Origin of the sequence: Streptomyces sp. ADI95-17, assembly GCF_003846175.1 — a bacterium.
GTDB lineage: Bacteria > Actinomycetota > Actinomycetes > Streptomycetales > Streptomycetaceae > Streptomyces > Streptomyces sanglieri.
This window is the reverse complement of record NZ_ML123051.1, coordinates 271,582-296,846: the sequence shown is the minus strand read 5'-3', so window position 1 is coordinate 296,846 and position 25,265 is coordinate 271,582. Positions and strand designations below refer to the sequence as shown.

Genomic DNA, 25,265 nt, shown 5'->3' with positions numbered 1-25,265 from the left:
CATGAACCGGCGTATTGTCGTCGGCCTCGACGGATCCGCAGAGAGTGTCGCGGCGGCTCACTGGGCCGCGCGCGAAGCACTCCTTCGCCGTGTGCCCCTCCATCTCGTCCACGCCGAAATATGGGATCCGCCCCTCATCGTTGCCGCGGCCGGTTCCGAAGAGCGCCGCCAAGCGGCTCGGACCCTCCTTCGTGAAGCTTCCGACGAACTGCTGGACAAGCACCCCCAACTGGATATCAGCGCCGAATCGTTCGACGGACAACCAGCCGCCTCACTCGCCCATGCCACAGCGGGCGCGAGCATGCTGGTGCTCGGATCCCGAGGACTGGGCACACTCAGAGGATTTGTCCTCGGTTCCGTCGGCATGGCCGTCGTCCACTCCGTGGAGCAGCCCGTCGTCCTGGTACGCGCGAGCGAGGACGCGCTGCCGCACGTCCAGGGGCGGCACCTGGACCGCGGCGTGGTCGTGGGCGTCGACACCGGTCGGCCGTGCGACGCCCTGCTCTCCTTCGCGTTCGACGAGGCATCACGGCGGGGTTGCACACTCCATGCACTGCACAGCTGGATGCTGCCGCCCCTGGCCGGGTCCGGGGCCGCGTACAACCCTGAAGTCAATGCCCGGATCGCTCAGATCAAGCGAACCGGCCTGGACGACATACTGCGTCCTTGGCGGGACATGTACCCGGGCGTCGACCTCGACGCGCAGGTGACGGTCGGACCTTGCGCCGAACAACTCCTGGAAGCAGGTTCCGAGGCGGGTCTGATGGTCGTCGGCCGTCGCATCCGCCGGTCCTCGGTCGGCACGCACATCGGCCCGGTCGCTCACGCGATCCTCCATCACTCCACCGCGCCCGTCGCCGTCATCGCTCACGAATGACTATGCCGTCCTGCCGGATCCTTGGACGGAGCCGACCGGTTCGTCCGCTCGCGGCTCCCGTTCGGCAGCCACCACATGCTGCTTGACCGAGGCGAAGCTGTCCGGTGCGACCGAGATCGAATCGATGCCGGTCCTCACCAGGAATTCGGTGAAAGCAGGGTCGTCGCTGGGGCGCTGGCCGCAGAGACCCACCGCACGATCGGCGGAATGGGCGCGCAGCACGAGCAGCCGAATGCTCTGCGTGACTGCGGGGTCGGTCTCGTCGAAGACATGGGCGAGGGTCTCGGAGTCGCGGTCGACGCCCAGGGTGAGCTGCGTCAGGTCGTTGCTCCCGATGGAGAATCCGTCGAAACGCCGGGCGAATTCCTCGGCCAGGATGATGTTGGAGGGGATCTCCGCCATGACGTAGACCTTGAGGCCGTGCTCGCCCCGGCGCAGTCCCTGCTCCGCCATAACGTCCAGAACCCGGTCGGCCTCTTCGAGGGTGCGGCAGAAGGGAATCATGACGATGACGTTCGTCAGCCCCATCTCGTCGCGAACCCGGCGCAGCGCCCGGCATTCCAGGGCGAAGCCTTCGCGGTAGCCGTCGCTGTAGTAGCGGCTCGCCCCACGCCAGCCGATCATCGGATTCGCCTCGACCGGTTCGAATGCCTGTCCGCCCAGCAGCCGCGCGTACTCATTGGTTTTGAAGTCGCTGGTCCGTACGACGACCGGATCGGGCCAGCGGGATGCGGCGATACGCGCCACTCCGTGGGCCAGCCGGTCGATGAAGTACTGGCCGCGGTCGAGGTGGCCCTCGGTGAGCTGTTCGATGGCGCAGCGGTCGCGCCGGTCCAGTCGCTCGGGATGCAGCAGTGCCATGGGGTGAGCCTTGACCTGGTGGGCGACGATGAACTCCAGGCGCGCGAGCCCGACACCGTCGGCGGGCAGGCGCCACCATCGGAAGGCGGCCGACGGGTCGGCGAGGTTGAGCATCACGCGGGTCCGGGTGGCGGGGAGGTCGGTGAGATCGGTCTCGCGCTCCTCGTAGGCCAACAGCCCTGCGTAGACCCGGCCACGGGCTCCCTCGGCGCACGAGACGGTAGCGTTCTGGCCGTTGCGCAGCACCTTGGTTGCCTGTCCGGTGCCGACTACGGCCGGGACACCGAGTTCACGGCTGACGATGGCGGCGTGCGAGGTCCGTCCTCCATGGTCGGTGACGATGGCGGATGCCTGCTTCATGACGGGTTCCCAGTCGGGGTCGGTGATGCCCGTGACGAGCACACCATCGGTCGGGAAGCGGTCGAGATCCACAGGCGAGTCGAGGACGACGACCGGGCCCGAGCCGATGGCCTCGCCGACCGCTATGCCCTCGACGAGGCTCTTCTGCGGAATGTCGGTCAGGCGGCACCGGCGCAGTGTCGTCGTGCGGCGGCGGGACTGTACGGTCTCGGGGCGGGCCTGCACGATCGACAGTTCCCCGGTCAGGCCGTCCTTGGCCCATTCCAGGTCCATGGGACACCCGTAGTGTGCTTCGACGGTCATCGACCATTCGGCCAGTTGCCGGACCTCCGTGTTCGTCAGAACACATCGCGAGCGCTCCTCGCCGGTCGTATCGACACTCCGGGTCCGTCCGTGTTCTCCGTAGACTGCCTTCTTCCGCTTCGCTCCGATCCGTATGTCGATCACGGGATCCAGTACCGGGTCCTTGAGGCTCGGTTTGAAGACCGTGTACTCGTCGGGGTCGACCTGGCCACTGACGACGGTCTCGCCCAGGCCCCACGCCGCGCTGACCACGATGACCTCGGGGAACCCACTCTCGGGGTCGAGGGTGAAGATGACTCCGGCGCCCGCGAGGTCGGAGCGGACCATGACCTGGACGCCGACGGAGAGAGCCACCGCGAGGTGGTCGAAGCCCATCCGTTCCCGGTAGTCGATCGCGCGGTCGGTGAACAGCGAGGCGTAGCAGCGGTGGCAGGACAACAACAGCTCGGCGGGCCCTCGTACGTTCAGGTAGGTCTCCTGCTGGCCGGCGAAGCTCGCCTGGGGCAGGTCCTCGGCGGTGGCGCTGCTTCGCACGGCGACCTCGGGATCCTCTCGTCCCTGGTCGCGTGCGAGCTGCTCGTATGCGGAGACGATCTCGGTCCGCAGTCCGGCCGGAAGCGGCTCGGCCATGATCATCGACCGGATCCCCGCCCCCACCTCGTCCAGCGCGGCCCCGTCGTACAGCCGTGCGATCTGTTCCTCGATCCGCGCACGCAGCCCGTGGCCGTCGAGCAGTTCCCCGTATGCGTCAGCCGTCACAGCGAAGCCCGGGGGCACCCGCACACCGGCAGCTGCCAGGTGCGCGGTCATTTCCCCCAGTGAGGCGTTCTTGCCGCCGACAAGGCCGACGTCCTGCCGGCCGAATTCCGCGAACGGTGCGACGCGCCGAGTGGTTGCCATGATGTCCTCCGCCGTGAGTGCGGTGACTGTGGGCTTCAGTAGGGCATGGGCCGACCCGAGGGAGTACGCAGATCCTGCTGCGCATGACTGTGGTACCGCCTCGGCCGGATCCTGATCCGGATGCGTTGCATCGTCGTCACCTTTTCGGGAGGCGGAGTACAGGGCTGGGTGTCCGACATCCACGGTCGCTCCCCAGGGGGGCATCGCCGCAGTGCCGAGGGGGCCAGGAGCTGGGCCAGTGGGCCGTGCCGAAGCGGGACCGATCGGCCCATGGCCTCGGCCGGGCCGGAACCGGCTGCCGTTGCGGGCCGCGGTGGCTGCCCGGCCGAAAGGAGGCTCATCCCAGGACGAGGACGGCGGCGCCGCTGACCCGGTCGGCGGCCAGATCCCTCAGAGCCTGGTCGGCGCGGCTCAGCGGATACGGGCTGACGGTGACCCGAATGCCGATCCGTGCGGCCGTGTCCAGGAAGTCGCGGCCGTCCTGCCGGGTGTTGGAGGTGACGCTGCGCAGGTTCCGTTCCTCGAAGAGGTGGCGCCGGTAATTGAGCACGGGGATGTCGGTGAGATGGATGCCAGCGACGGCGAGCGTTCCTGAGCGGTCCAGCGCCTCCAGGGCCACGGGGACCAGATCACCGACCGGTGCGAACAGGATCGCCGAATCCAGTGGTTCGGGCGGGCGGTCGTAGGCGCCGCCCACCGAGGAGGCACCCAGCTCGGCGGCGAGTTGACGGGCACGGGCCGAACGGGTCAGCACATGCACGGTCGCCCCTTCGGCCAGGGCGACCTGCGCCGCCAGATGGGCCGAGGCCCCGAAGCCGTAGATCCCGAGCCGGCCGCCGGGCGGCAGGGCGCTGCGGCGCAGGGCGCGGTACCCGATGATCCCGGCGCACAGCAGCGGCGCCAGCAGCGCGGCGTCCTGGTCCTCCGGGAGCCGGTAGGCGTAGTCGGCCGGTACGAGGGCCATGTCGGCGAAACCGCCGTCCGCGTCCCAGCCGGTGTAGAGGGAGGCCGGGCAGAGGTTCTCGCGACCGGCCCGGCAGTAGCGGCAGTGGCCGCAGGTGCCGCGCAGCCACGCTCCACCGACCCGGTCACCGACCTGAAAGCCCGTGACCGTCTCGCCGACGGCTGCCACCCGGCCGACGATCTCATGGCCGGGAACGGTCGACGCGCGGTGCGGGCGCAGGTCGCCCTCGGCAAGGTGCAGGTCGGTGCGGCACACACCGCACGCCTCCACGCTCAGCAACAGTTCACCCGGCTCCGGCGAGGGGACCGCTCGTCGCACACGCACCAGCGGGCCGTCCCCGATCGGGCCAGGGCTTCCTACGGCCCATCCGGTCAGCGTTCGCGAAGCCGGCTCGTGCACCATGCTCCCAGCGTCGCGCCGGCCGGCAGGTCCGGCAAACGCTCACCGCGCAACGGACGGAGGAGCGGACGCCCTTCGGGCAGGTGACGAAGGCTCGCTCTTGCGGTCGGCGCGCCCGTGACCGGTAGACGTGATGCCATGGAGAGGGCTCCCTGACGAAGGGATCCGTCATGAGCGGCACACCGTCCCTGGCAGATTGCCTGCGCTCACTGCGGGCCGTGGTCTTCGACACCGACGGCGTGATCATCGATTCCGCACGGGTCCACGCCGCGGCCTGGCAGGGTGCCTTCGACGCCTGTCTGTCGGCTGCGGGCGGGCAGCGCCCGTTCGATCCGGTGAGCGACTATCTCCGCCATGTCGACGGCCGCTCACGGCTGGACGGGGCCGCCGGGTTCCTGGCCTCCCGGGGGCTGGATCTGCCGCTCGGCGATCCCGACGACGCGCCGGGCACCGCCACGGTGTGGGCCGTCGCGGCCCGCAAAGAGGAACTGTTCACCGCGAGCGTGCGTGCGCACGGTGTCGCGGCCTGGCCCGGCACCGTCCGGCTGCTGCACACACTGGGGCGTGAGCGGGTGTCCTGTGCCGCTGTTTCGGCGTCGCGCCACGCGACCGAGCTGATGACCGCGGCAGGCGTGATCCCCCTCTTCCGGAGTGTGGTGGACGGCAACGAAGCGCGCCGGCTGGGGCTTCCGGGCAAACCGGACCCGGCGCTCTTCCTTGAGGCGGCCCGACGGCTGGGGGTTCCGGCTCGGGACGCGGCGGTGTTGGAGGACGCACTGGCCGGTGTCGAGGCCGGCCGGCGGGGCGGATTCGGTCTGGTGGTGGGAGTGGACCGTACGGCCGGGGGAAGCAATAGGTCCGCACTGCGCCGCCACGGCGCAGATGTGGTCGTGACCGACCCGGGCGAGCTGTTGACCCCCGGGACGGACTGATATCCGCGGTCCGTACCTGGTCGCGCGAGGGCCGATGACCGGTCGAGCGATCCGGTCTCTCTCCCAGCAGAGCGCGCTGGATCCGCGAGGAGTCAGCGCACGGGCAGGCGGAACCAGTGCTGTTCCCCCGCAGCCACGGTCACCAACCGTTCGCCGGGCAGGCACACGGTCAGCGGGGAAGCCAGCTGCGAGCGGGGCGCACGGATCCCCAGTCGGCCCGGCAGGAGCCGGACACGGATGCCTCGGTGCCCGCGGTAACAGAACGTGAACGTGCAACGCGGCACCTCTCTGAGTGGAATGGGATCGATACGGAGCCCGTCCGGGCCTGCCTCCAGACCTGCGACGCCCCGTTCGACGAGGTCGAGGGTGCCGGCCATCGCACCGAGGTGGATGCCTTCGCCGGTGGTGCCGCCCTGGACATCCGCCACATCGCTGAGCAGGGCTTCCTCGCAGTACCGCCAGGCGTCCGGGCCTCTCTCCCGCGCGAGTACCCAGCCGTGCACCAGGCTGCTGAGAGTCGAACCGTGACTGGTGCGAGCCAGGTAGCAGCCGACCGTCGCGCGCCACGTTTCGTCATCGAGCCGGTATCCGAGACGGTCGAACACGGCCCGCAGCTCGGCCGGGCGGAAGAGATAGCCGAGCATGAGTGCGTCGGCCTGCTTGGACGCCTGATAGCGATTGACCGTGTCCCCCTCGGACTCCAGGATCCGGTCGAGCCGACGGATGTCGCAGTAACGGGAGCGGTAGGCGTCCCAGTCCAGTTCGGCCAGCTCGCCGTAGCCCTCGAACTGGCTGATCACACCGCCGTGGAACGGCACGTACAGCCGACGGGAGACGTCCTCCCAGCGGCTCAGCGTCGTGTCGTCCAGGCCGAGCCGCTCGGCCAGCTCCCGTCGACGGGCCTCTGGGAGCTCGCCGAACACCTCAAGTGCGCGTGCGATTACCCAGGCCGCGGTCACGTTGGTGTACGCGTTGTCGTCGATCCCGGGAGCGGCGGCCTCGGGGTAGGCGTCGTGGTACTCGTCCGGGCCGACCACACCGCGGATGCGGTAGCGCTCGCGATCGGCATCGTAGGTGGCCGCGGCGCCCCAGTAGCCGGCTATGTCGAGCAGCAGCTCCGCCCCCGGTCCTTGGGCGAATCCGGTGTCGCCGGTGCTCTGACCGTACCGCCACACGTTCCAGGCGATGGCCGATCCGACATGGCGCTGCAAGTGCGAGTGGTCGGGAAGCCAACGGCCGGATCGGGGGTTGAGATGCAGCGTCTGCGTCTCCTCGACACCCGAACTGCCGCTCTGCCAGGGGAACATCGCTCCTCGCAGGCCGGCCCGGCGGGCCGCGTCACGGGCTGCGGGCAGGCGACGGTGGCGGTACATGAGAAGGCCCCGTGCCACTTCCGGGAAGTGCAGCGTGAGGCAGGGCAGTACGAACAACTCGTCCCAGAAGACATGTCCCCGGTACGCCTCGCCGTGCAGTCCCCTGGCGGGCACTCCGACGTCCAACTCGGCCGTGTGCGGGGACAGTGTCTGGAGGACATGGAAGAGGTGGAGGCGAAGGATGCGGCCCGCTTCACCGGGTGCCTTCAATTCGCCCTGGCTCCAAAGGCGTTCCCAGGCCGCACGGTGTGAGGCCAGCAGCGCATCGAACGGCGCCGTGTGCGACGCGTCCTCGACAGCGAGCGGCAGCGGGTCGCCCGCGGGGCGGTCCAGCGAGGTGTACAAGGCGACACACTTCACCACGGTGGCGCAACGCCCCCGGGAGACCGGCAGCCTGATTCTCTGGACCGTCCCGGTCCCGGTGCAGCTCGATCCCACCGCTACGAGGGGCCGCGACGACGTTCGCACGGCGACGGCGATCCGGATCCCGGACGAACGGGTCCGGCAGGACAGCCAGGCCACGCCGTCCGCTTCGGCTCCGGCTCGGTGGCCTGTGAGATGACGTCCGTCCAGCCCCCGGTATCGCTCGACGCCGCTGTTGGTGACGTCACCGTCGATGACGGACTCGACCTCCACCGCCCCGCTCCAGCCGTACCCGTGGAAGGTGGTTCTCTGAGCGGCGAGATACGGGTCGCCCATGTGAACGAGTCTGGTGTGGGTGACGCCCAGCCGGCGGCCGTGGCCGTCCTGGAAGAACAGACGCCGGGTGAGAACGCCGCCTCGCAGATCGAGCGAGACCTTGTGATGCCGCAGACTCGGGTCATCGGTGGTGAGCCAGTCCCCCGCCGGTCCGTCGTCCGGCAGGCAGCGGTAGCGCAGGCGCGTCCAGTCGGGCAGGTTGACCATGTCCTCGTTGCCGACCCGTTCTCCCGCGACCTCCGAGAAGAGCCGGTCGTAGCAGCCGGCAGCGTAGGTGCCGGGATAGTGGACCGCGTCGGCGGGCGATTCGGGCGCGGCGCCCCTGGTGGCGAATCGGCCGTTGCCGAGCGTGCACAGGGCTTCGATCGTCCGCTCCGCCTTGGGGTCGTAGCCGTTGAAGTCCCAGGTGGACGCTGTGCTCATGGCTGAGCCGGGGCGATGATCTCGTTGTGCTGCGGTCCTCCCAGTGTCACCTTGAGCGCACCTGTGTCCGCGGCACGGGAGAACACGTCATATGCCTCTTCCATCTGCCCGAGCTCGAAGCGGTGGGTGATCAGTGATGACGACGGCAGCCGGCCGGCGGCCAGCATGCCCAGCAGCATGCGCGTGGAGTACGTGTCTACCAGCCCCGTGGTGATGGTGATGTCCTTGCTCCACAGGTCTTCGAGGTGGAGCGTCGCCGGCCTGCCGTGGACGCCGATGTTCGCGACGCGGCCTCCGGGCCGGACCATGCGGGTGCACATCTCGAAAGCCTCGGGGACGCCGACGGCTTCAATGGCGACGTCGGCGCCGAGCCCCTCGGTGAGGTCGTCGACCAGTTGTCCGGGTTCCTCGGCCGCGCCCGCCGTCGCATCCGCGCCCAGCGAACGCGCGGCGGCCAGCCGGGATTCGGCGAGGTCGACCGCGATGATTCTTCGCGGGCTGTAGAGGCCGGCGCCGACGATGGCGGCGAGCCCGATAGGGCCCGCACCGACCACGACGACGGTGTCGCCGGGCCGTACGCCGCCGTTCAGCACCCCGACCTCATAGGCGGTCGGGAAGATGTCGGCGAGCAGCACACCGTCATGGCTGCCGACCGAAGCCGGCAGCGGGTGCACGGACAGATCGGCGAAGGGCACCCGTACGTATTCGGCCTGGGTGCCGTCGATGGTGTGGCCGAGCACCCAGCCGCCCCCACCGCGGCACTGCCCGTAGTGGCCCTCACGGCAGAAGCGGCACCGGCCGCACGCGGATATGCACGAGATCAGGACCCGGTCACCGGGCCGGACCGTACGGACGTCGGTCCCGGCCTCGACCACTGTGCCGACGGCTTCGTGCCCCAGCACCCGGCCGGGGGCCACCTCGGGCACGTCGCCCTTGATGATGTGCAGGTCGGTCCCGCAGATGGTGACGACATCGACGCGGATCACCGCGTCGGCGGCGTCCCTGACCACCGGATCCGGAACGTCCTGCCACGCGATCTGCCCCGGGCCCTGGAATACGAGTGCCTTCACGACGCCGCCCCTCTTCCTGTGTCCCCCGGTGAGGTTCTCCCCCAGGCTGGCCCGGCGCGGGCCCGCTCCACATAGGCCGGTCGGTCCTCGCCGGGACCGTTCGGGCCCCTCCCGCCCCGGCTGCGGGGATGTGATGGTGAAGACGCTGCCACCCACCGAAGAAGGGGTCGGCGATGTCCGAGGCAGAACCGCACCTGGCCGAGCCCAGGACGAGACCCGCGCTGTTGCGGTTCCTCGGCGGCGTCCGGACCGTCACCGGCAGCAAGTTCCTCATCGAGAGCGACCGTGCCCGGGTCCTACTCGACTGCGGCCTCTTCCAGGGGTTCGCGGACCTGCGCCGCCGCAACTGGGCGAAGCTGCCGTGCGACGCCTCGTCCATCCACGCCGTGGTCATCACCCATGCCCACCTGGACCACTGCGGCTATCTGCCCCGGCTGGTCCGGCACGGCTTCCGAGGACCGATCCTGGCCACCGCCCACACCGCCCGGCTCGCCGAGATCGTGCTCCGGGACAGCGCACGCCTCCAGATGGAAGCGGCCCAGCACGCCAACGAACACGGCTGGTCCAAGCACCGGCCCGCCAAACCGCTCTACGACGAATCCGACGTCGACACCACCGTCAGGTTCTTCGATCCGGTCGAGGTCGGCAGCGAGATCGAGATCATGACCGGCACCCGGCTCGTACTGCATCACGGCGGGCACATCCTCGGCTCCGCCTGGGCCCGCCTGACCCTTGAGGACGGCCACACCCTCGCCACCAGCGGCGACCTCGGCCGACCGGGCCATCCGCTACTGCTGCCTCCGGAGCCGTTCTCGGGCGCCGACGTGCTGCTCACGGAGTCGACGTACGGCGACCGTGCCCATGAACCCGAGAGGGCCCAGGCGGAGTTCGCGGCCGTACTCACCCGTACCTTCGCGCGGGGCGGTACCGCGGTCATTCCCGCCTTCGCGATCGACCGTACCGAGGTCGTCCTCCACGAACTCGCCGATCTGCGCCACAGCGGGATCCTGCCGCGATCGGTTCCCGTGTACGTGGACAGTCCCATGGCTCTGGCCGCACTCGATGTCTACCGCGAGGCGCTGCGTGACCATTCTCCCGAGATCAGGCCCGAGATCCTCGCCCTGGGCGAACAAGCGATCAGCCCTGCCCCGTTCCGCACCGCCCGAACGGTCCAGGAATCCATCTCCATCAACAGTGCGCCCGGACCCGCCGTCATCGTCTCCTCGGCCGGCATGGCCACCGGCGGCCGAGTCCTGCACCACCTCCACCGGCTCCTTCCCGATCCACGCAATGCCGTCGTCGTCGTCGGCTTCGCAGCCGCCGGCACCAGGGCCCGCGACCTCGTCGACGGCGCCCGCACACTCAAGATGTTCGGCGAGTACGTACCCGTACGCGCGGAGGTCGCCGACCTCCCGCACTTCTCGGCACACGCCGACGCCGGCCAGATCATGGACTGGCTGCGCGGCGCCCCCGCACCGCACACGACCTATGTCGTCCACGGAGAGGAGTCGTCGTCCGACGCCCTTCGGGACCGGATCGACAATGAACTGGGCTGGACAGCAGTCGTACCCAGGCCCGGAGAGGCCGTCCTGGTCCGCTGACCGGCCAGTCACCCCGGTCGGTCCTGCAGCACGTTCCCTCCGGTGCGAGGCTGTGAATGAAGGACGGGAGGCACACCGTGCAGGCCGCGAGGACCTCGCCCGTCGCAGATCCGGTCCCACGTCCCCATTTGACCTGTCCATCCCGGTTCGCCCACGGCGGCGGTCGGCCGCTCACCCGCGCCCATCGAGGAACCTGCCATGACCTCCACCCGGTACACCGTCAACGACGTCATGACGGAGACCGTCGTCACCGTCACGCCCGACACGGAATTCAAGGAGATCGCCGACGCCATGGAGCGGTGGAAGGTCACCGCCGTGCCTGTCGTCGAAGACAAGGGCTCCGTCGTCGGCGTCGTCTCCGAAGCCGACCTCCTCCCGAAGGAGGAGTTCCACGAACACCCGCCCGGCATGATCGACCAGATGCGCCGACTGGGCGACACCGCCAAGGCCGGCTCGGTCCGGGCCGAGGAACTGATGACGAGCCCCGCCATCACGATCGAGCCCGGCGCGTCCCTCCCCCAGGCCGCCCGGCTCATGGCCGACCGGCGTATCAAGCGCCTCCCGGTCGTTGACGCCGACGGCAGGCTCAAAGGAATCGTCAGCCGCGCCGATCTCCTCAAGATCTTCCTTCGCCCCGACGACGACCTCGCCGCCGAAATACGCCGCGAGGTCGTCGACCGCCTGTTCCCCGACTCGCATCGGGACGTGAAGGTCGGCGTCACCTGGGGTGTCGCCATGCTCACCGGTCGCGTCCCCGACGCCTCCCTCATTCCCGTCGCCGCCCGCCTCGCTCAATCCGTGGAGGGCGTCGTCAGCGTGGACTGCCGACTCGAAGGCCCGGAATCGGCCTAGCCGAAGAAACGGCGGTATCTCTGCCGAAGAACCGTCCGGAACCGAGCGAGGGACGAACGGCCCATACGTACCGGGCGGCGATCCGCTCCATGCTGAAGGCATCGCCCCTTCCCGTCGTCCGGGAGACCCGCAATGCCCACCGAAGCACTCGAAGACGGCGCACTGGCCGACCTCGTCGCCGATGCCACTGCCGCCCCGTCCATGCACAACGCACAGCCCTGGCTCTTCCGCTATGTACACCACAGCCGCATCCTCACGCTCCGGGCGGACTTCGAGCGCGCGATGCCGGAGGCCGACCCCTCGGCCCGTGCCCTTCACGTCGGCTGCGGCGCGGCCCTGCTCAACCTGCGGGTGTCCGCCGCGCACCACGGCCTGGACGCGGTCACCGTACTGCTGCCCGTGGCGTCGGACCCCGCCGTACTGGCCACCGTCCATCTCAACAGCCGCCCCGACGCACCGCGGAAGCCCGCCGATGAGGCCCTCGCCGTTCTGCACCCGGCGATCAAGGACCGGCACACGAGTCGCTACCCGTTCGACGAACGGCCGGTCCCCGACGACGTCCGGGCACGCCTCGCCGACGCGGCCCGTACCGAGGGCGCCGACTTCGCGTTCCTGACCCCGATCCGCCTGGAGACCGTGCTCGGACTGATCCGCGACGCCGAGGGGTACGACCGTGGTGACCCTGGGCGGGAGGCGGAGCAGCAGCTCTGGACGCGGAACACGGGGAGCGAGGCACCCGTGGACGGAATCCCCGACTACGCCTTCGGCCCCCGCGACGCCTCCGAACGAGCCACCACCCGCGACTTCGCCGGGACCCAAGTCGTCCCGGGCCGGGCCCGTGTCCTGTTCGAGAACCGGCCTCAACTGGCCCTGCTGAGCACCCCGGGCGACCGCCCAACGGACTGGCTGCGCGCCGGTCAGGCCCTGGAACGCGTTCTGCTCACTGCCACGCTCCACCAGGTGTCCACGTCGTTCGCGACCCAGCCACTCGAATGGCCGGACCTGCGCTGGATCCTGCGCGACCCGGTCTTCGGCACGGGACACCCGCAGATGATCATCCGTCTGGGATACGGGCCGACCGGGCCGCGCACACCACGACGTCCCCTCGACCACGTACTGACCATCGAACCGTAGAAGCCACGACCGCATACAACACAGCAGGCAGCCATCCGAGCAGGAAAGGCGGTGGGAGCCATGCAGCTCCCGATAGTCGTCGGAGTGGACGGATCAGAGGGCAGTCTCCGTGCCCTGGACTGGGCCGCGGCAGAATCGGCGCGCTCACGGCTTCCCCTCCGCGTCGTCCACGCGTCGTTGTGGGAGCACTACGAAGGCATGCGTCCCACCTTCGACACCGGGCGTCCGGCCGAGCAGATCCTCGCCGAGCACCTCGTCGCGTCCGCGCAGGAGCGTGTACATCGCCTCCACGCGGAGGTGCGGGTGGTCGCCGACGTACAACCCGAGGACCCGGTGAACGCGCTGGTGCGCGAGAGCCATGAGGCAGCCCTGGTCGTCCTCGGCTCCCGTGGCCGCGGCCGGATCGCCGGCATGCTTCTGGGTTCCGTGAGTCTCGCCGTCGCGGGCAGGTCCCACTGCCCGGTCGTAGTGATCCCGGCGGCCGCACCGAACGCCCAGCCGAAACCGGGCCGCGTCGTCGTCGGAATCGGCGACGCCCCAGGGCCCTCGGCTGCCGCCCGTTTCGCACTTGCCCAGGCGGCAGCGCGCCACGGCGAGCTGATCGCCGTACGCGCCTGGCGCTGTCCCGCCCACGAAACCGCGGATCATCCGCTCCTCGCGGGCTCCCCGGCCTCCGCACACCGCCGGCAGGCCGAAGAACACCTCGAAGACGTCCTGGCCGTACTGGAACGGACCGAGTCGGAAACCGATGTCCACCGCTCCGTGGTGCAGGGTCCCGCCCACCAAGTAATCATCGAGGAGGCCGAGGGAGCGGAGCTTCTGGTCGTCGGCGCGCGTCGTGCCGATGGACATCATGGTCCGCATCTCGGACCGGTGAACCACGCGGTGTTGCACTACGCGTCCTGCCCGGTCGCCGTCGTCCCGGACACCCACTGAGCACGAGTGCGGCACCGGCACCACCACAGATCTCGTCGCCGGGTAATACGTCCGGCGCTCCTCGGCAGGCCTCATCAACACGGAGGGCATCCCAGGGCGCCCCCGCCCGCACTGGTCCGGCCCGACGGCAGTGTGGCGTTCCCCGACCTCCCGGCCGGCCCGCCCCTGGGCCTGGGCGCCATGCCGTTCGAGACGGCCGATCTGGAGGTGGCGGAGGAGAGCTGCCAGGCGGTCCTCGACGCGCTCCTGCCAGATCGGCCGAAGCATGGTCTCTCCTCGGAGTTGCGTGTGCCGATCCCCTAGCGATTTCGGAACTGTTCGGACAGTTCGGCTTCCACCTTGTCCCATTCCTTCTCCCACCCCCGGTACCTGATGGTGTCCACCAGCTTCGTGAAGACCTGCCACACTGCGGTGAACAGTCCCGTCGCCAGTGCGAAAGTCACTGTTGCCGTCATCCACGCGGATGCAACGGCCTCACCCGGTGTCGCGGGTCCCCTGCTGGTGGCCGCACCTTGAGGAGTGGTCCAGATCGGGACCATGGAACCGGCCGGGCTGCCCGCCCAGACACTGACCACCGCCGTGCGCACATGGCCGTCGGGCTGTGTCCAGCGGACAGGGGCGCGCACCAACGACTGTGCTCTGGCATCCACTGCGGGGCCGCCGGAGTCGGAAACGAGCCGGGCTTCGACTCTCGTCGTATCGGAGAGGGCGGCAGCACGACGGATCTCGGCATCGTGCACCGCACGGCCCGTAGCGGCCGATGCCAAGGGTGCCGCCAGCAGGAAGACCACAACCAGGAGCACTCTGCCCCAGCGCTGGATCCGGTCCGAGACACGGACCGGCAGCCTATGGGTGCTGGACCCGCCGGGTCCTCGCCCGGCTCCAGGGGACACTTCTTCAGTCATGATCCGGCCTCATTCCCCTGCTGCTGCGCCGCCCCTTGCCCGTAGCGCAACGCGAAGCACGAGCAGGAGCGGGTGTCATCATCCTGTGCGCCCCGTGCGGCCTGCGGCATGGGCTGAGCGGGGCGCGGTACCAGGCCGGTCGGCCCAAGCGCCAGGCGGCCCGGGCAACTCACGATGGAGTGGGTGAGGAGCACTCAGTGGATGATGACCGTTCGCGCCGACTGGCCGAGCGTCCCTCCGCAAGCACGCATATCGTTCGTAACGGGCGGGCGGTACACGCCGTCGGCCAGGAACGGAGGCTCCATGTCAACGGCCAGGAGTCTCCTCGACGCGGTCCCGCCCGAGAGCCGGGCCCGCTTGCTCGACGAAGCGGCCTGCGAAGTACCGCTGGTTCTCGACGCACGGCTCTTCGAGGAAGGCAGAAAGGCGGACCGCTTCTGGGTCATTCGCTCCGGACAGGTAGAGGTCGACCTGCATGTGCCCGGCCGTCGTGCGGCGGTCGTCGAGACATTGGGACGGGACGATCTGCTGGGCTGGTCCTGGCTGTTCACCCCGCACGTCTGGCACCTGGGGGCGCATGTGATCCAGGCGGGTCACGCCGTGGAATTCGACGCCGCCGCCGTCCGCTCACTGTGCGAGGCCGATGCGGTGCTGGGCCGGGCGGTGTACAAGTTCGTCGCGGAGACCGTGGCGGAGCGCCTGTACGGAACACGGAAACGGCTGCTGCAGTTGTACGGCCCCCGGGCAGAGGCCCCTGAGGCCTGACCGGACCGGAGAACGGGACCGTTCGACCCTGGCGCGGTCCGCCTGTACGAGCGGACGATGACGAGGCGGGACTGCGCACCCCTTGGAGCCGAGGAGGGCCACCATGAGCGACAGCACGGGGTTCTCGGCGCAGAATCCGATCCGTGTGTTCCTGCTGGACGACCACGAGGTGGTCAGGCGCGGCGTGCAGGATCTGCTCGACGCGGAACCCGACATCGCAGTCGTCGGCGACGCCGGCACGGCCGACCACGCATTGGCCCGCGGCCCGGCGCTCCGCCCCGACGTCGCGGTTCTCGATGTGCGGCTGCCGGACGGCGACGGGATCACAGTCTGCCGTGAGCTGCGCTCGCGGATGCCGGAACTGGCCTGCCTGATGCTCACCTCGTTCGACGACGACGAAGCACTGCTCGACGCCATCATGGCCGGCGCGGCCGGCTACGTACTCAAGGAGATCAAGGGTTCGGACCTCGTCACCGCCGTGCGCACACTGGCATCCGGGCGCTCGACCCTCGACCCGTCCACGACGGCACGGCTGATGAACAGCCTGCGCGAGGAGCAGTCCGGTTCCGGCTCCGAGGAGGACGACGCGCTGGCGGGGCTGTCCCCGAGGGAGAAGGACGTCCTCGCGCTGATCGGTGAAGGGCTGACCAACAGCCAGATCGGCATGCGCCTCTACCTGTCGGAGAAGACGGTCAAGAACCACATCTCCCGCCTGCTGGCCAAGCTCGGTGTCGAGCGCCGTATCCAGGCGGCTGTGATCGCCGCACACGCCACAGAGACCTCCCCGCCGAGTGCCGGGCACCATCAGATCTGACCGTACGGGCTCCGCGAAGCACCCCGCGCAGCATCAGGAGAGTCGCAGCGGCACACGCCAGCTCAGCCGGGTGCCGCCCTGTGCGGACTCCCCCACACTCATCTCTCCGCCGAGTTTCTCGGCGCGCCGTGCGAGGTTGTCGAGCCCGCTCCGGGAACCGCTGTGTCTCGGCATGCCCACACCGTTGTCGGACACGATCAGGTTCACCTCGCCCTTTCCCACCACCAGCGAGATGTCAACCGCCGTCGCCCGTGCATGGCGGACGACGTTGCTCAGCGCTTCGCCGAGCACCGCGATCACCTGCTCGCCGGTCTCGGTCGGCACGTCCGTGTCGATCAGCCCGCCCATCCGCACAGACGGCTGGAAGCCCAGGGTCCGTGCGGCCTGCTCGACCGTGGCCGCCGTCCGGGCGCGCAACCCCGGGCCGCGCCGGCCCGAGTCACGGGCGCGGAGTCCGAAGATGGTAGACCGGATGATCTTGATGGTCTCGTCCAGATCGTCCACCGCGCGCAGCAGCCGCTCGCTCGCCTGTGGCTGTTCCACGAGCCGCACCACGCTCTGCAGCGTCATCCCGGTGGCGAACAGCCGCTGAATGGCCAGGTCGTGCAGATCCCTGGCGATGCGGTCACGCTCCTCCAGCAGGGCGATCTGCCCGGCGGACTCGCGCCGTTCGGTGAGTTCCAGCGCCAGAGCCGCCTGCCCGGCGAACACCAGCAGAGGCGCGGTCTCCGCATCGGTGAAGGCGGGACGCTCCCGTATCCGGGCCAGCAACAACACCCCACGGGTCCGCTCCCCCGTGACCATCGGAACCGCGACCGCGGGGCCGAGGCCTGTCCACCTCTGCGGGCCCTCGGTGATCCTCGGATCATGTGCGACATCAAGGCTGGTGATCGGCTCGCCCGCGTCCAGGGCGGCGCCGGCGAACGATCCCGCTCGCGGCAGGACCAGACCGCGGTGCGTCTCGGCGTCCAGCCCGGACGCCTGTGCCACGCGGAGGCACTTCCCTTCCGCGGGCAGTGCCAGCACGCCGAGATCCGCGGCAAGAATGTGTGAGGAATGATCAACGATCATCTGCAGGACGTGCCCCTCGTCCGCCCCGCTCAGCAGGGCCGCGACGATCTCGCTGTTGGCTTCCTGCCAGCGTTGGCGGTCGCGCGTCTCGGCGTACAGACGGGCATTCTCGATGGCCAATCCTGCCGCCACCGCGAGTGTCGACAGCACGGTTTCGTCCTCGGCGTCGAATGCCTGTCCGCCCCGCTTCTCGGTCAGGTACAGGTTTCCGAACACCTTGTCGCGAACCCGGACGGGAACCCCCAGGAACGAGTGCATCGGGGGGTGGTTCAGCGGAAACCCGTAGGACGACGGATGCTCGGAGAGTTCCACCAGTCGCAACGGCTCGGGATGACGGATCAGCTCGCCAAGGATGCCGTGTCCCTCGGGCAAGGTACCGATGGCCTCGCGCTGCTCCCCCGTGACGCCCACCGGCAGGAACTGCGTGAGCCGGGTTCCCTCACCGACCACGCCCAGGGCCCCGTACTCGGCGTCGACCACGACGACCGCGGCCTCGACGATCCGACGCAGCACCTGGGGCAGATCAAGGCCTCTGCCCACCGACATGACGGCATCCAGCAGCAGGGCCGCCTCGGCCGGACCCCGCATCACGGCGTCCAGCCGCTCCTGGAGATCACCCGGCAGCGTGCCCAGACGGCGGTGTGCCTCGCTGCAGTGGCCGGATCCCCTGTCGCCGTTGTCGCCCACCGTGCCTCCAGTCGTGACCCACGTAGCGCGCCAGGCCACACCTTTCACGGTAATGGCCTCACCGCGAGAAGCATCTGGTGAGCGGCAACCGGCCCGAACAAGCGGCACGGATGCCGCTCCGGACCTCGCCACCGCGCCTGTTCGCACGCCGTGCTCACCGGCCCGGGCCCTGAAGCGCGAAGAGCGTCTGTACGGCCCTGGTGACAGAGCCGTTCGTCCCCTGCCGCGGGTACGCCCCGCCGGGGTGTGATGGACAGGGACCGGACGCACCGCAGGCAACCTTGCCGGACGGACAGAGGTACGTCATGAACCGCTCCGCCCTCACCACACCGCTGCGCTCTTCGACCGGAGCGGTCGCCTCACGGCTGGAGCCCGCGCTACTGACTGTCACGGCGGCGGCCCTCACCGCAGGAGGTGCCGCCTGGCTCACCGGCGACGAGGGTCTCGCAGACCTGCTGTGGGGCCTGGGCACCCTGCTCGCGGTCCCACCAGCGGTGGGCTGGGTGGTCGCCGCGCTCCGCCGCGGCCAAGCGGGCGTCGACCTGATCGCGGTCCTCGCTCTCGGTGGCACCCTTGCCGTCCATGAGTACCTGGCCGGGGTGCTCATCGCGCTGATGCTGGCCACCGGACGAACGCTGGAAGCGGCAGCCCGACGGCGTGCCTCGCACGATCTGAGTGCACTGCTGGAGCACGCGCCTCGCTCGGCACGACGCCGCACAGCGACCGGAGTCTCCACTGTGCCACTGAGCGAAGTCGCCACAGGTGACCTGCTCGTTGTGGGGCCGGGCGAGGTCGTACCGGTCGACGGGCGGGTGGAGGGCGCCGTGGCCAAGCTCGACGAGTCCGTACTCACGGGCGAGTCCCTGAGCGTCGAGCGGCCGACGGGCGACGCCGTCCGCAGCGGTGTGGTCAACGTCGGCGGCGCCTTCGAGCTGCGCGCCACGGCGACCGAGCAGGACAGCACGTACGCCGGAGTCGTGCGACTGGCCAGGCAGGCCGGGGCCGGGTCCGCGCCCGTGGTACGGCTGGCCGACCGCTATGCGGCCTGGTTCCTTCCGCTCACCCTGGCAGCGGCGGGAACGGCCTGGCTGCTCAGTGGCTCGGCAGTCAGGGCGGTCGCGGTGCTGGTGGTCGCGACCCCGTGTCCGCTGCTGCTGGCCGCGCCGGTGGCCATCGTCTCCGGGCTCTCCAGAGCCTCGCGCCTGGGAGTGGTCATGCGCGACGGTGGTGCCCTGGAGAACCTGGGACGTGCCCGTACCCTGCTGCTCGACAAGACCGGCACCCTCACCTGCGGCCGCCCTCGCGTCGTGGATGTGGTCGCCGCATCCGGGTGGCAGTCGACGGAGGTACTGAGGCTGGCCGCGTCGCTGGACCAGTACTCACCCCATGTTTTGGCCGAGGCGATCGTCGACAGCGCGCACGAGCGGAAGCTGGTGCTGTCCGTCCCGTCCGATGTCACAGAGGAGCCCGGCCGCGGTGCTTCGGGCATCGTGGACGGGCACCGGCTTTCCGTCGGCCGCTTCGACGTGTCCGGCGCCCGCCCGCCCTGGGCCAGGGCTGTGGACAGCCGTGCGATTCTCGACGGCGCCGCGGTGGCCTGGCTGGCCGTGGACGGTTGGCCTGTGGGGGCGGTGCTTCTGCGGGATCCCCTGCGCCACGACGCCGCGCGCACCCTGCGCCATCTGAGGACCGCGGGCATCGAGCGGCTGCTGATGCTGACGGGCGACCGCGCGGAGCCGGCCCGCGAAGTGGGTGCCATCCTCGGTCTGGACGACGTCCGCGCCGGGCTCGACCCGGCCGGCAAGGTCGCCGTGGTGCAGGCAGAACGCGCACGTGCGGTCACCGTCATGGTGGGGGACGGCGTGAACGACGCCCCCGCGCTGGCCGCAGCGGACATCGGTGTGGCGATGGGTGCTCGCGGCTCCACCGCCTAGTCGGAGGCGGCCGATATCGTGCTGACCGCCGATCGGGTGGACCGGCTCGCCGACGCCGTCTTCGTCGCCGTACGGGCTCGGCGGATCGCGGTGCAGAGCGCCCTGGGCGGAATGGCGATGTCCCTGGCGGCGATGGCCGCAGCCGCATTCGGCCTGCTGGCGCCCGCCCTGGGAGCCCTGCTCCAGGAAGCCATCGACGTGGCGGTCATCCTGAACGCCCTGCGCGCGCTGTGCGTGGACCGGACAGCGCGGCCGGCGCTGACACCCGCGGCCGAGGAGCTCATTCACCGCTTCGCGTCGGAACACGACGACCTCCAGGACGTGCTCGAAGCGGTGCGCGGTGCGGCAGACCATCTCTCGGACGGTCCCGGCCCGCAGGCTCTGGCAGCCGTCGAAGAAGCGCATCGTCTGCTCACCGACCGGCTGCTGCCCCACGAGTACGCCGAGGAGCACGAGCTCTACCCCGCGCTCGCGCCCACCCTGGGCGGGCCGGAGTCGACGGCCACCATGAGCCGTGCCCACACCGAGATCGAACGCCTCTCCCGCCGCATCGCGACCCACCTGCGGCTGGCCCACGCCGAGGGCGGCCTGTCCCCCGGCCAGCTCGACGATCTGCGCTGCTGCCTGTACGGGCTGCACACGGTCCTCCGCCTGCACTTCACACAGGAGGAGGAGAACTACTTCTCGCTGGCCCAGTGAGGAGGGCCGGCACGCCGACCGCTTCTGGATCATCCGTACCGGCCGGGCAGCACCGTGATCGCGGGACTCGTCATGAGGTCAGCCGCTGTCTCACCGAAGGCCTTGCCGTGCATGCGTCGCTCGCGCAGCCTGCCTATGCGTCCGACCCGGTGACCGGAGGCCTCGAAGGCGACTTTCGCCAACAGGTCGGACTCCGAGACGACGCCGACCACCTGGTCCTCGTCGTCCACGACCGGAATCGCGCCGACCTGCTCACGTGCCAGGAGACGGGCGATGTCGCGGTATGGCAGATCGTCGCTCATGGAGGCGGCGGGCACGTCCATCACGTCCCGCACCAGGGGGATCCCCGCTCCCGGTGGCGAAGACGGCTGCGGAGACGACGCGGCCGACGGAGCCGGTCGAGCGGTGACGTCTGCGGGAGCTTGCTCCTCGGCGCGTGCGTGCCCGGCTGCGGCCGAGGCCACGGCGCCCAGGTAGCGAATCAGCGTGTCCTGCCGTTCCGATTCGCCGGGGCTCCAGGGGCGGGAAGGCAGGTCCCGCCGGGCCTCGGCCTCCGCGGAGAAGTTCTCGTGCCTGTTCACGGCAGCCTCCGGACTCCGTCGGGTTGCCTACCGTCCCAGTCTTCCGCTCCGGCCGCCCTTGCCAAGAGCCGAACGGCCCTGGTGGAACGGCGTGACGGCCCTATCCGGTGCGGGCTGGAACGGGAACGGTGAGAATGAAGGAGCAGCCGACCGACGGGAGGCCGCCGATGAGCCTGCGTGACTTCTTGGAGCGGTTCCGTCCGGCGGGAACACCGGGAGCGTCCGCCGCCGGCGTACCCGTCGACCGTATGGCCGAACGTGCCGCGGAACTGGAGCCCACCCTCGCACAACTGATGGATGTACAGCGGGAGGCGGCACGGATCCGGGCCTCGGCGGACGAGGCTGCCGAGGCCGTGCGGCGGGACGCCGCGCGGGAGGCGACAGAGCTTGTGGCGGCCGCCCGGGAGCGTGCTCCCGAGATCCGCCGGCAGGCTGCGGAATCCATCCTCCAGGACGCCAGGCGGGAGGCGGACGCCCTTCGCGCCGCCGGGGACGGCGCTGCCTCGGTGGTCCGGCGGCGGGCCCGGGAGTGCATGCCGGACCTGGTGGACCACACGGTGGCTGACGCGCTGAGTCTGGCCTGCGGCCCGGGCGAGGGCGAAGCGCCATGAATGCGGGTTGGACCGCCGGGGCGGTGCGGGCCAAGGCCCTCGTCGGCCGATACCCGGGCGCCGGGGGTGCACGGGAGGTCGCGACCTGTCACACGCTCGACGACGCTTTGCGATACCTGGCGGCGACCCCGTACTCAAGATATGCGCGGACTGCGGTCGGACTGCCCGAAGCTCAGCGGGCAGTGACCGCCACGCTTCTGTGGCATCTGCGGGTGCTGGCCGGCTGGCTGCCCCGGGGCGGTGCCCGTTTGCTCGTTCCGCTGGCAGCGGGGTTCGAGATCGCCAATGTGGCCTCCCGGCTGACAGCACCGGACGGTTGCCACGCGGATCCCCCGCGGCCGTACCGGCTCGGAGCCCTGGAGACTGCCTGGCGGAATCTGGAGCGTGCCGGCACGCCCGCGGAACTGCGGGCGGCACTCACCGCTTCGCCTTGGGGCGATCCGGGTGGTGACACGCCCTGGGCCCTGGTCACAGGTATGCGAATGGCCGCCGCACGACGCACTACCGTCGCCGTACCGCCCGCGCGCCGATGGGCCCGGGGGCGCGCCGCGCTGCTGACGGCCCGTGAACGATTCGTGTACCAGCGCTCCCTTCCGGAGCCTGCACGACGTGACGCGGCACGGCTGCTCGGGGCACGGGCACCGGAGGCCGCCTCCTACCAGGAGTTCCGCGAGCGTCTTCCTTCGACGGCCGGCTGGGTGCTGGCGGAGATCGAGGAACCGGGTGCACTGTGGCAGGCCGAAGCCCACTGGTGGCGGACGGTGCAGGTCGATGGTGCGGAGATGCTGCACAACGGCCGGTGCGGGCCGCGGGTGGTGGTGGGCGCGGTCGCGGTGCTGTCCGTGGACGCCTGGCGCGTGCGGGCGGCGCTGGGGTCGGCGGCACGCGGGGGACGGCCCTGGGAGGTTTTCGATGCCCTGGTCTGAGGCGATGACACCGGTCCGGATGCGCCGCGTGGCGGTGATCGTCCCGGAGGCGGCCCTGCGAGGCACGCTGGTGCGGATCGCCGAGGCCGGTTGCGTGGAACTGGACCGAACCGAGGAAGCGGCTTCGGGGGCGGCGGCGGCGCGGCTGCAGCGGTTGCGGGGAGGTGTCACGACGACCGGGCCCGGCACTGCCGCTTCGGCCGTCCTCGCCGCCGAGGCGCCCGACCTCGATCTGCTCCAGGAGCGGGGCGATGTCGAGCTACTGGCGGGCGAGGCTCAATTGGAAGAGCTCACCGAAGGAGCTGTACGACGTGGGGAGGTGGCCGCGCTGGCCGGGTGGTGCCCAGCCGCCGAGGTTCCCCGCGTCGCGGGCCGGCTGTCCGCCGCGGGCGGCGCGCTGGTACCGCTTCCGTCCCCGCGCGGCGCGGATCCGCCGACGCTGCTGCGGTCGGGCGGGCCCGCGTCTTTCACGCCGCTCGTGACGACGTACGGCACACCGGCCTACTCCGACCTGGACCCCTCGTGGCCGACGGGGCTCGCCTACGTCGCGATGTTCGGGATCATGTTCGGTGATGTGGGCCACGGGGCGTTGCTGGTCCTCGGCGCGCTCGCGCTCCGCTTCGGTCGGCCCCGCCGACTTGCCGCGCTGCGTCGGTTGTGGCCGTTTCTGGCGGGCGCGGGAGTCGCCGCCATGCTCGCGGGCGCAGCCTACGGAGAGTTCTTCGGTCCGACCGGGCTGCTGCCGGTCCTGTGGCTGAGCCCGTTGGACAGCCCTGCCCGGCTGCTCGCCGCCGCCGTGGTCTTCGGAGCGGGGCTGCTCACCGTCGCGCATGCCGCCGGAGCGGTCAACCGTGTGCGTGAGCACGGCTGGGGAACAGCCCTGTACGCGGCGTCGGGCTGTGCTGGACTGCTGTTCTACCTGGGGCTCGCCCTGGCCACTGCGGGTCTGCTCCTGCATCGGCCGCCCGCGACCGTTGCCGGGGCCGCGCTCGGGGTGACCGGGCTGACGCTGGTGGCCCTCGGACTGTTCCGGGCGACAGCGGGCGGCGCGGCCGGATGCGCCGAAACGGCTGTACGACTGTTCGACGTCGTCGTTCGCACGGGCACCAACACCATGTCGTTCGCCCGGCTCGCGGCCTTCGGGCTCACCCATGCGGCGCTCGCCGACCTGGTGTGGCGCGGCACCACCGGCCTGGCCGGGCGCGGTGCCGCCGGAGTGGCCGGCGCCGTGATGCTGTTCGCCGTGGGTACGGCCCTCTCGTTCGCCCTGGAGGCCCTGGTGGCGGGTGTGCAGGCTCTGCGGCTGGAGTACTACGAGCTCTTCTCCCGCCTCTTCGAGACCGAAGGCCGCCCGTTCCGTCCCTGGCACGTTCCTGTGGCGGAACCCGACCGCGCTACGAAGGTGATCCCATGCTCACCTGGCTGATCGTCCTGCCTGTTCTGGCCGCGGTGCTCGGCGCCGCCCGGCTGCTGCGGCGGCGCAGGGCGAGACACGCATTCCGGTGGCTGCTGGCCACGAACCTGGCCCTGCTGGGCGGCGCCTGTGTCGTCCTGGCCACAGCTCTGACGGCCCCTGCTCAGGCTTCGGCGCAGGCCGCGACGCCCGGCGGAGTCAACGGGTCCGCCTTGATCGGGGCGGCCATCGCCGTGGCCGGCGCCTCGATCGGGTCTGCGATCGCCGTGGCGTACACGGGCGCGGCGGCGCTTGCCGCGCTGAGCGAACGTCCGGAGATGTTCGGCCGGGCGATGGTGATCGTCGGTCTCGCGGAGGGCATCGCCGTGTACGGCCTGGTGGTGGCGATCCTGTTGATCGGCAAGGCCTGAGATGGGCACCGTGACCGCGATCGGAGCACGGACCGGCGTGTGCGGGCTGGCCCTGGCAGGGGTCGACGTCCTCGTCGCGGAGGAACCGGACGCTGTCCGCCGCGCCTGGCGGGCGCTTCCCGGCACGACCGGCCTCGTGATTCTGACGGCGGAGGCCGCCGAAGTCCTGGGGCCCGAGGTCATGGCGCCCGACCCGTCCCGTCCGCTGACAGTGGTGATGCCCCGGTGACCGGGTCCGTGGACGCGCTGGATCCCGTACGCGCGGAGTTGCTGCGCACGGCACGGGCCTCGGCCGACGCGGTCCGGGACCGCGCACGGGCCGACGCGGCCGAGACTCTGCGCGCCGCTCGGGCCACGGCCGAGGAGTTGCTTGCGCGGGCGCGGGACCTCGGCACGGCCCAGGGCGTCGCCGATGCGGAGCGGGAGCGGGTGCGAGCGGTCCAGGATGCCTGGGCGGCGGAGCTCGTGGTCCGTGCAGAGGTCTACGCGGAACTGGCGTGTGCGGTCCGTGAGGGTGTGCGCCGGGCACTGGCGGAAGGTGCCGTATCGCAGGCCCGGCTCGCCGAGGCAGCGCGCGCCCTGTTGGGAGCGGGAGCGCGGGTCACGGCTGCCGGAGGAGGCGGTGTGACGGCCGAGGTGCCCGGCCGTCGGGTGGATCTGTCGGCAGATGCCCTCGCCGACCGGGCCCTGAACCGGCTGGGTGCGCGGGCCGAGACGCTGTGGGCGCCGCAGTGACCGCCCCGGGAAGCCAGGGGACGGGCCCG

21 protein-coding genes and 1 pseudogene are annotated in these 25,265 nt (G+C 70.6%); 15 read left to right on the top strand and 7 right to left on the bottom strand.

Translation table 11 applies throughout. The features are described from left to right. The first annotated feature begins 1 nt into the window (after nt 1). A complete protein-coding gene (locus tag EES42_RS36150; RefSeq protein ID WP_124722443.1) occupies nt 2-877 on the top strand; it encodes a universal stress protein in 876 nt (291 codons plus the stop codon). On the opposite strand, the gene ppsA is transcribed toward EES42_RS36150, so the two are convergent. Both ppsA and EES42_RS36140 read right to left on the bottom strand, forming a co-directional pair. Next, the gene (gene ppsA, locus EES42_RS36145) at nt 878-3,301 is read right to left on the bottom strand and encodes a phosphoenolpyruvate synthase (RefSeq protein ID WP_124722442.1); all 2,424 of its coding nucleotides are present in this window, start codon (nt 3,299-3,301) and stop codon (nt 878-880) included. It lies immediately after the preceding gene. Nucleotides 3,302-3,638: 337 nt separating this feature from the next. After that, nucleotides 3,639-4,667, bottom strand: coding sequence for a zinc-binding alcohol dehydrogenase family protein (locus tag EES42_RS36140; protein WP_124722441.1), 1,029 nt, complete (start codon nt 4,665-4,667; stop codon nt 3,639-3,641). A 167-nt stretch (nt 4,668-4,834) separates the two neighbouring features. Here EES42_RS36140 and EES42_RS36135 point away from each other — a divergent pair, with 167 nt between their 5' ends. Continuing rightward, complete coding sequence (locus tag EES42_RS36135; RefSeq protein ID WP_124722440.1) at nt 4,835-5,596, top strand: HAD family hydrolase; 762 nt, start codon at nt 4,835-4,837, stop codon at nt 5,594-5,596. A 92-nt stretch (nt 5,597-5,688) separates the two neighbouring features. Here the strand turns inward: EES42_RS36135 and EES42_RS36130 are convergent, their stop codons facing one another. After that, nucleotides 5,689-8,091, bottom strand: a complete 2,403-nt coding sequence (locus EES42_RS36130) for a glycoside hydrolase family 65 protein (protein ID WP_124722439.1) — start codon at nt 8,089-8,091, stop codon at nt 5,689-5,691. Beyond that, nucleotides 8,088-9,161 (bottom strand): zinc-dependent alcohol dehydrogenase family protein, encoded by a 1,074-nt coding sequence (locus EES42_RS36125; RefSeq protein ID WP_124722438.1) that lies wholly within the window; start codon nt 9,159-9,161, stop codon nt 8,088-8,090. Before EES42_RS36125 ends, EES42_RS36130 begins: the two co-directional genes overlap by 4 nt. A 173-nt stretch (nt 9,162-9,334) precedes the next feature. Here EES42_RS36125 and EES42_RS36120 point away from each other — a divergent pair, with 173 nt between their 5' ends. The 4 genes from EES42_RS36120 (at nt 9,335) to EES42_RS36105 (ending at nt 13,684) form a co-directional block, all read left to right on the top strand. Further along, nucleotides 9,335-10,762: an MBL fold metallo-hydrolase RNA specificity domain-containing protein gene (locus EES42_RS36120; RefSeq protein ID WP_124722437.1), complete on the top strand. Its 1,428-nt coding sequence runs from the start codon at nt 9,335-9,337 to the stop codon at nt 10,760-10,762. 198 nt (nt 10,763-10,960) lie between these two features. Next, the gene (locus EES42_RS36115) at nt 10,961-11,614 is read left to right on the top strand and encodes a CBS domain-containing protein (RefSeq protein WP_124722436.1); all 654 of its coding nucleotides are present in this window, start codon (nt 10,961-10,963) and stop codon (nt 11,612-11,614) included. Nucleotides 11,615-11,746: 132 nt separating this feature from the next. Further along, the gene (locus EES42_RS36110) at nt 11,747-12,748 is read left to right on the top strand and encodes an Acg family FMN-binding oxidoreductase (RefSeq protein WP_124722435.1); all 1,002 of its coding nucleotides are present in this window, start codon (nt 11,747-11,749) and stop codon (nt 12,746-12,748) included. A 60-nt stretch (nt 12,749-12,808) separates the two neighbouring features. After that, complete coding sequence (locus EES42_RS36105; protein WP_124722434.1) at nt 12,809-13,684, top strand: universal stress protein; 876 nt, start codon at nt 12,809-12,811, stop codon at nt 13,682-13,684. Between the two features lie 299 nt (nt 13,685-13,983). Here the strand turns inward: EES42_RS36105 and EES42_RS36095 are convergent, their stop codons facing one another. Beyond that, nucleotides 13,984-14,475, bottom strand: a complete 492-nt coding sequence (locus EES42_RS36095; RefSeq protein WP_124722432.1) for an Rv1733c family protein — start codon at nt 14,473-14,475, stop codon at nt 13,984-13,986. 417 nt (nt 14,476-14,892) lie between these two features. On the opposite strand from EES42_RS36095, the gene EES42_RS36090 reads away from it, so the two are divergent. Both EES42_RS36090 and EES42_RS36085 read left to right on the top strand, forming a co-directional pair. Beyond that, a complete protein-coding gene (locus EES42_RS36090) occupies nt 14,893-15,354 on the top strand; it encodes a cyclic nucleotide-binding domain-containing protein (RefSeq protein WP_124722431.1) in 462 nt (153 codons plus the stop codon). Nucleotides 15,355-15,457: 103 nt separating this feature from the next. Next, on the top strand, nt 15,458-16,168 hold the full coding sequence (locus EES42_RS36085) for a response regulator (protein ID WP_124722430.1): 711 nt from the start codon (nt 15,458-15,460) through the stop codon (nt 16,166-16,168). A gap of 33 nt (nt 16,169-16,201) precedes the next feature. Here the strand turns inward: EES42_RS36085 and EES42_RS36080 are convergent, their stop codons facing one another. Beyond that, nucleotides 16,202-17,926, bottom strand: a complete 1,725-nt coding sequence (locus tag EES42_RS36080; protein ID WP_241196821.1) for a sensor histidine kinase — start codon at nt 17,924-17,926, stop codon at nt 16,202-16,204. A gap of 305 nt (nt 17,927-18,231) precedes the next feature. Between EES42_RS36080 and EES42_RS36075 the strand changes: the two are divergent. After that, nucleotides 18,232-20,559: pseudogene (locus EES42_RS36075) on the top strand (heavy metal translocating P-type ATPase). Nucleotides 20,560-20,588: 29 nt separating this feature from the next. On the opposite strand, the gene EES42_RS36070 reads toward EES42_RS36075, so the two are convergent. Continuing rightward, complete coding sequence (locus EES42_RS36070) at nt 20,589-21,140, bottom strand: CBS domain-containing protein (protein ID WP_124722429.1); 552 nt, start codon at nt 21,138-21,140, stop codon at nt 20,589-20,591. A gap of 167 nt (nt 21,141-21,307) precedes the next feature. Between EES42_RS36070 and EES42_RS36065 the strand changes: the two genes are divergently transcribed. From EES42_RS36065 to EES42_RS36040, 6 genes are all read left to right on the top strand, one after another. Further along, complete coding sequence (locus tag EES42_RS36065) at nt 21,308-21,751, top strand: SPFH domain-containing protein (RefSeq protein WP_241196820.1); 444 nt, start codon at nt 21,308-21,310, stop codon at nt 21,749-21,751. 182 nt (nt 21,752-21,933) lie between these two features. Beyond that, nucleotides 21,934-22,677 carry a hypothetical protein gene (locus EES42_RS36060; protein WP_241196819.1) on the top strand — a complete coding sequence of 248 codons (744 nt, stop codon included), beginning with the start codon at nt 21,934-21,936 and terminating at the stop codon, nt 22,675-22,677. Continuing rightward, nucleotides 22,664-24,103 carry a V-type ATPase 116kDa subunit family protein gene (locus EES42_RS36055; protein WP_241196818.1) on the top strand — a complete coding sequence of 480 codons (1,440 nt, stop codon included), beginning with the start codon at nt 22,664-22,666 and terminating at the stop codon, nt 24,101-24,103. Before EES42_RS36060 ends, EES42_RS36055 begins: the two co-directional genes overlap by 14 nt. After that, nucleotides 24,088-24,501 carry an ATP synthase subunit C gene (locus EES42_RS36050; RefSeq protein WP_124722427.1) on the top strand — a complete coding sequence of 138 codons (414 nt, stop codon included), beginning with the start codon at nt 24,088-24,090 and terminating at the stop codon, nt 24,499-24,501. The genes EES42_RS36055 and EES42_RS36050 overlap by 16 nt, the downstream gene beginning before the upstream one ends. Before the next feature lies 1 nt (nt 24,502). Then, entirely contained in the window at nt 24,503-24,730 is a 228-nt protein-coding gene (locus EES42_RS36045; RefSeq protein ID WP_124722426.1) for a hypothetical protein, read from the top strand. Further along, the gene (locus tag EES42_RS36040) at nt 24,727-25,236 is read left to right on the top strand and encodes a V-type ATP synthase subunit E family protein (RefSeq protein ID WP_124722425.1); all 510 of its coding nucleotides are present in this window, start codon (nt 24,727-24,729) and stop codon (nt 25,234-25,236) included. The genes EES42_RS36045 and EES42_RS36040 overlap by 4 nt, the downstream gene beginning before the upstream one ends. Nucleotides 25,237-25,265: the final 29 nt, after the last annotated feature.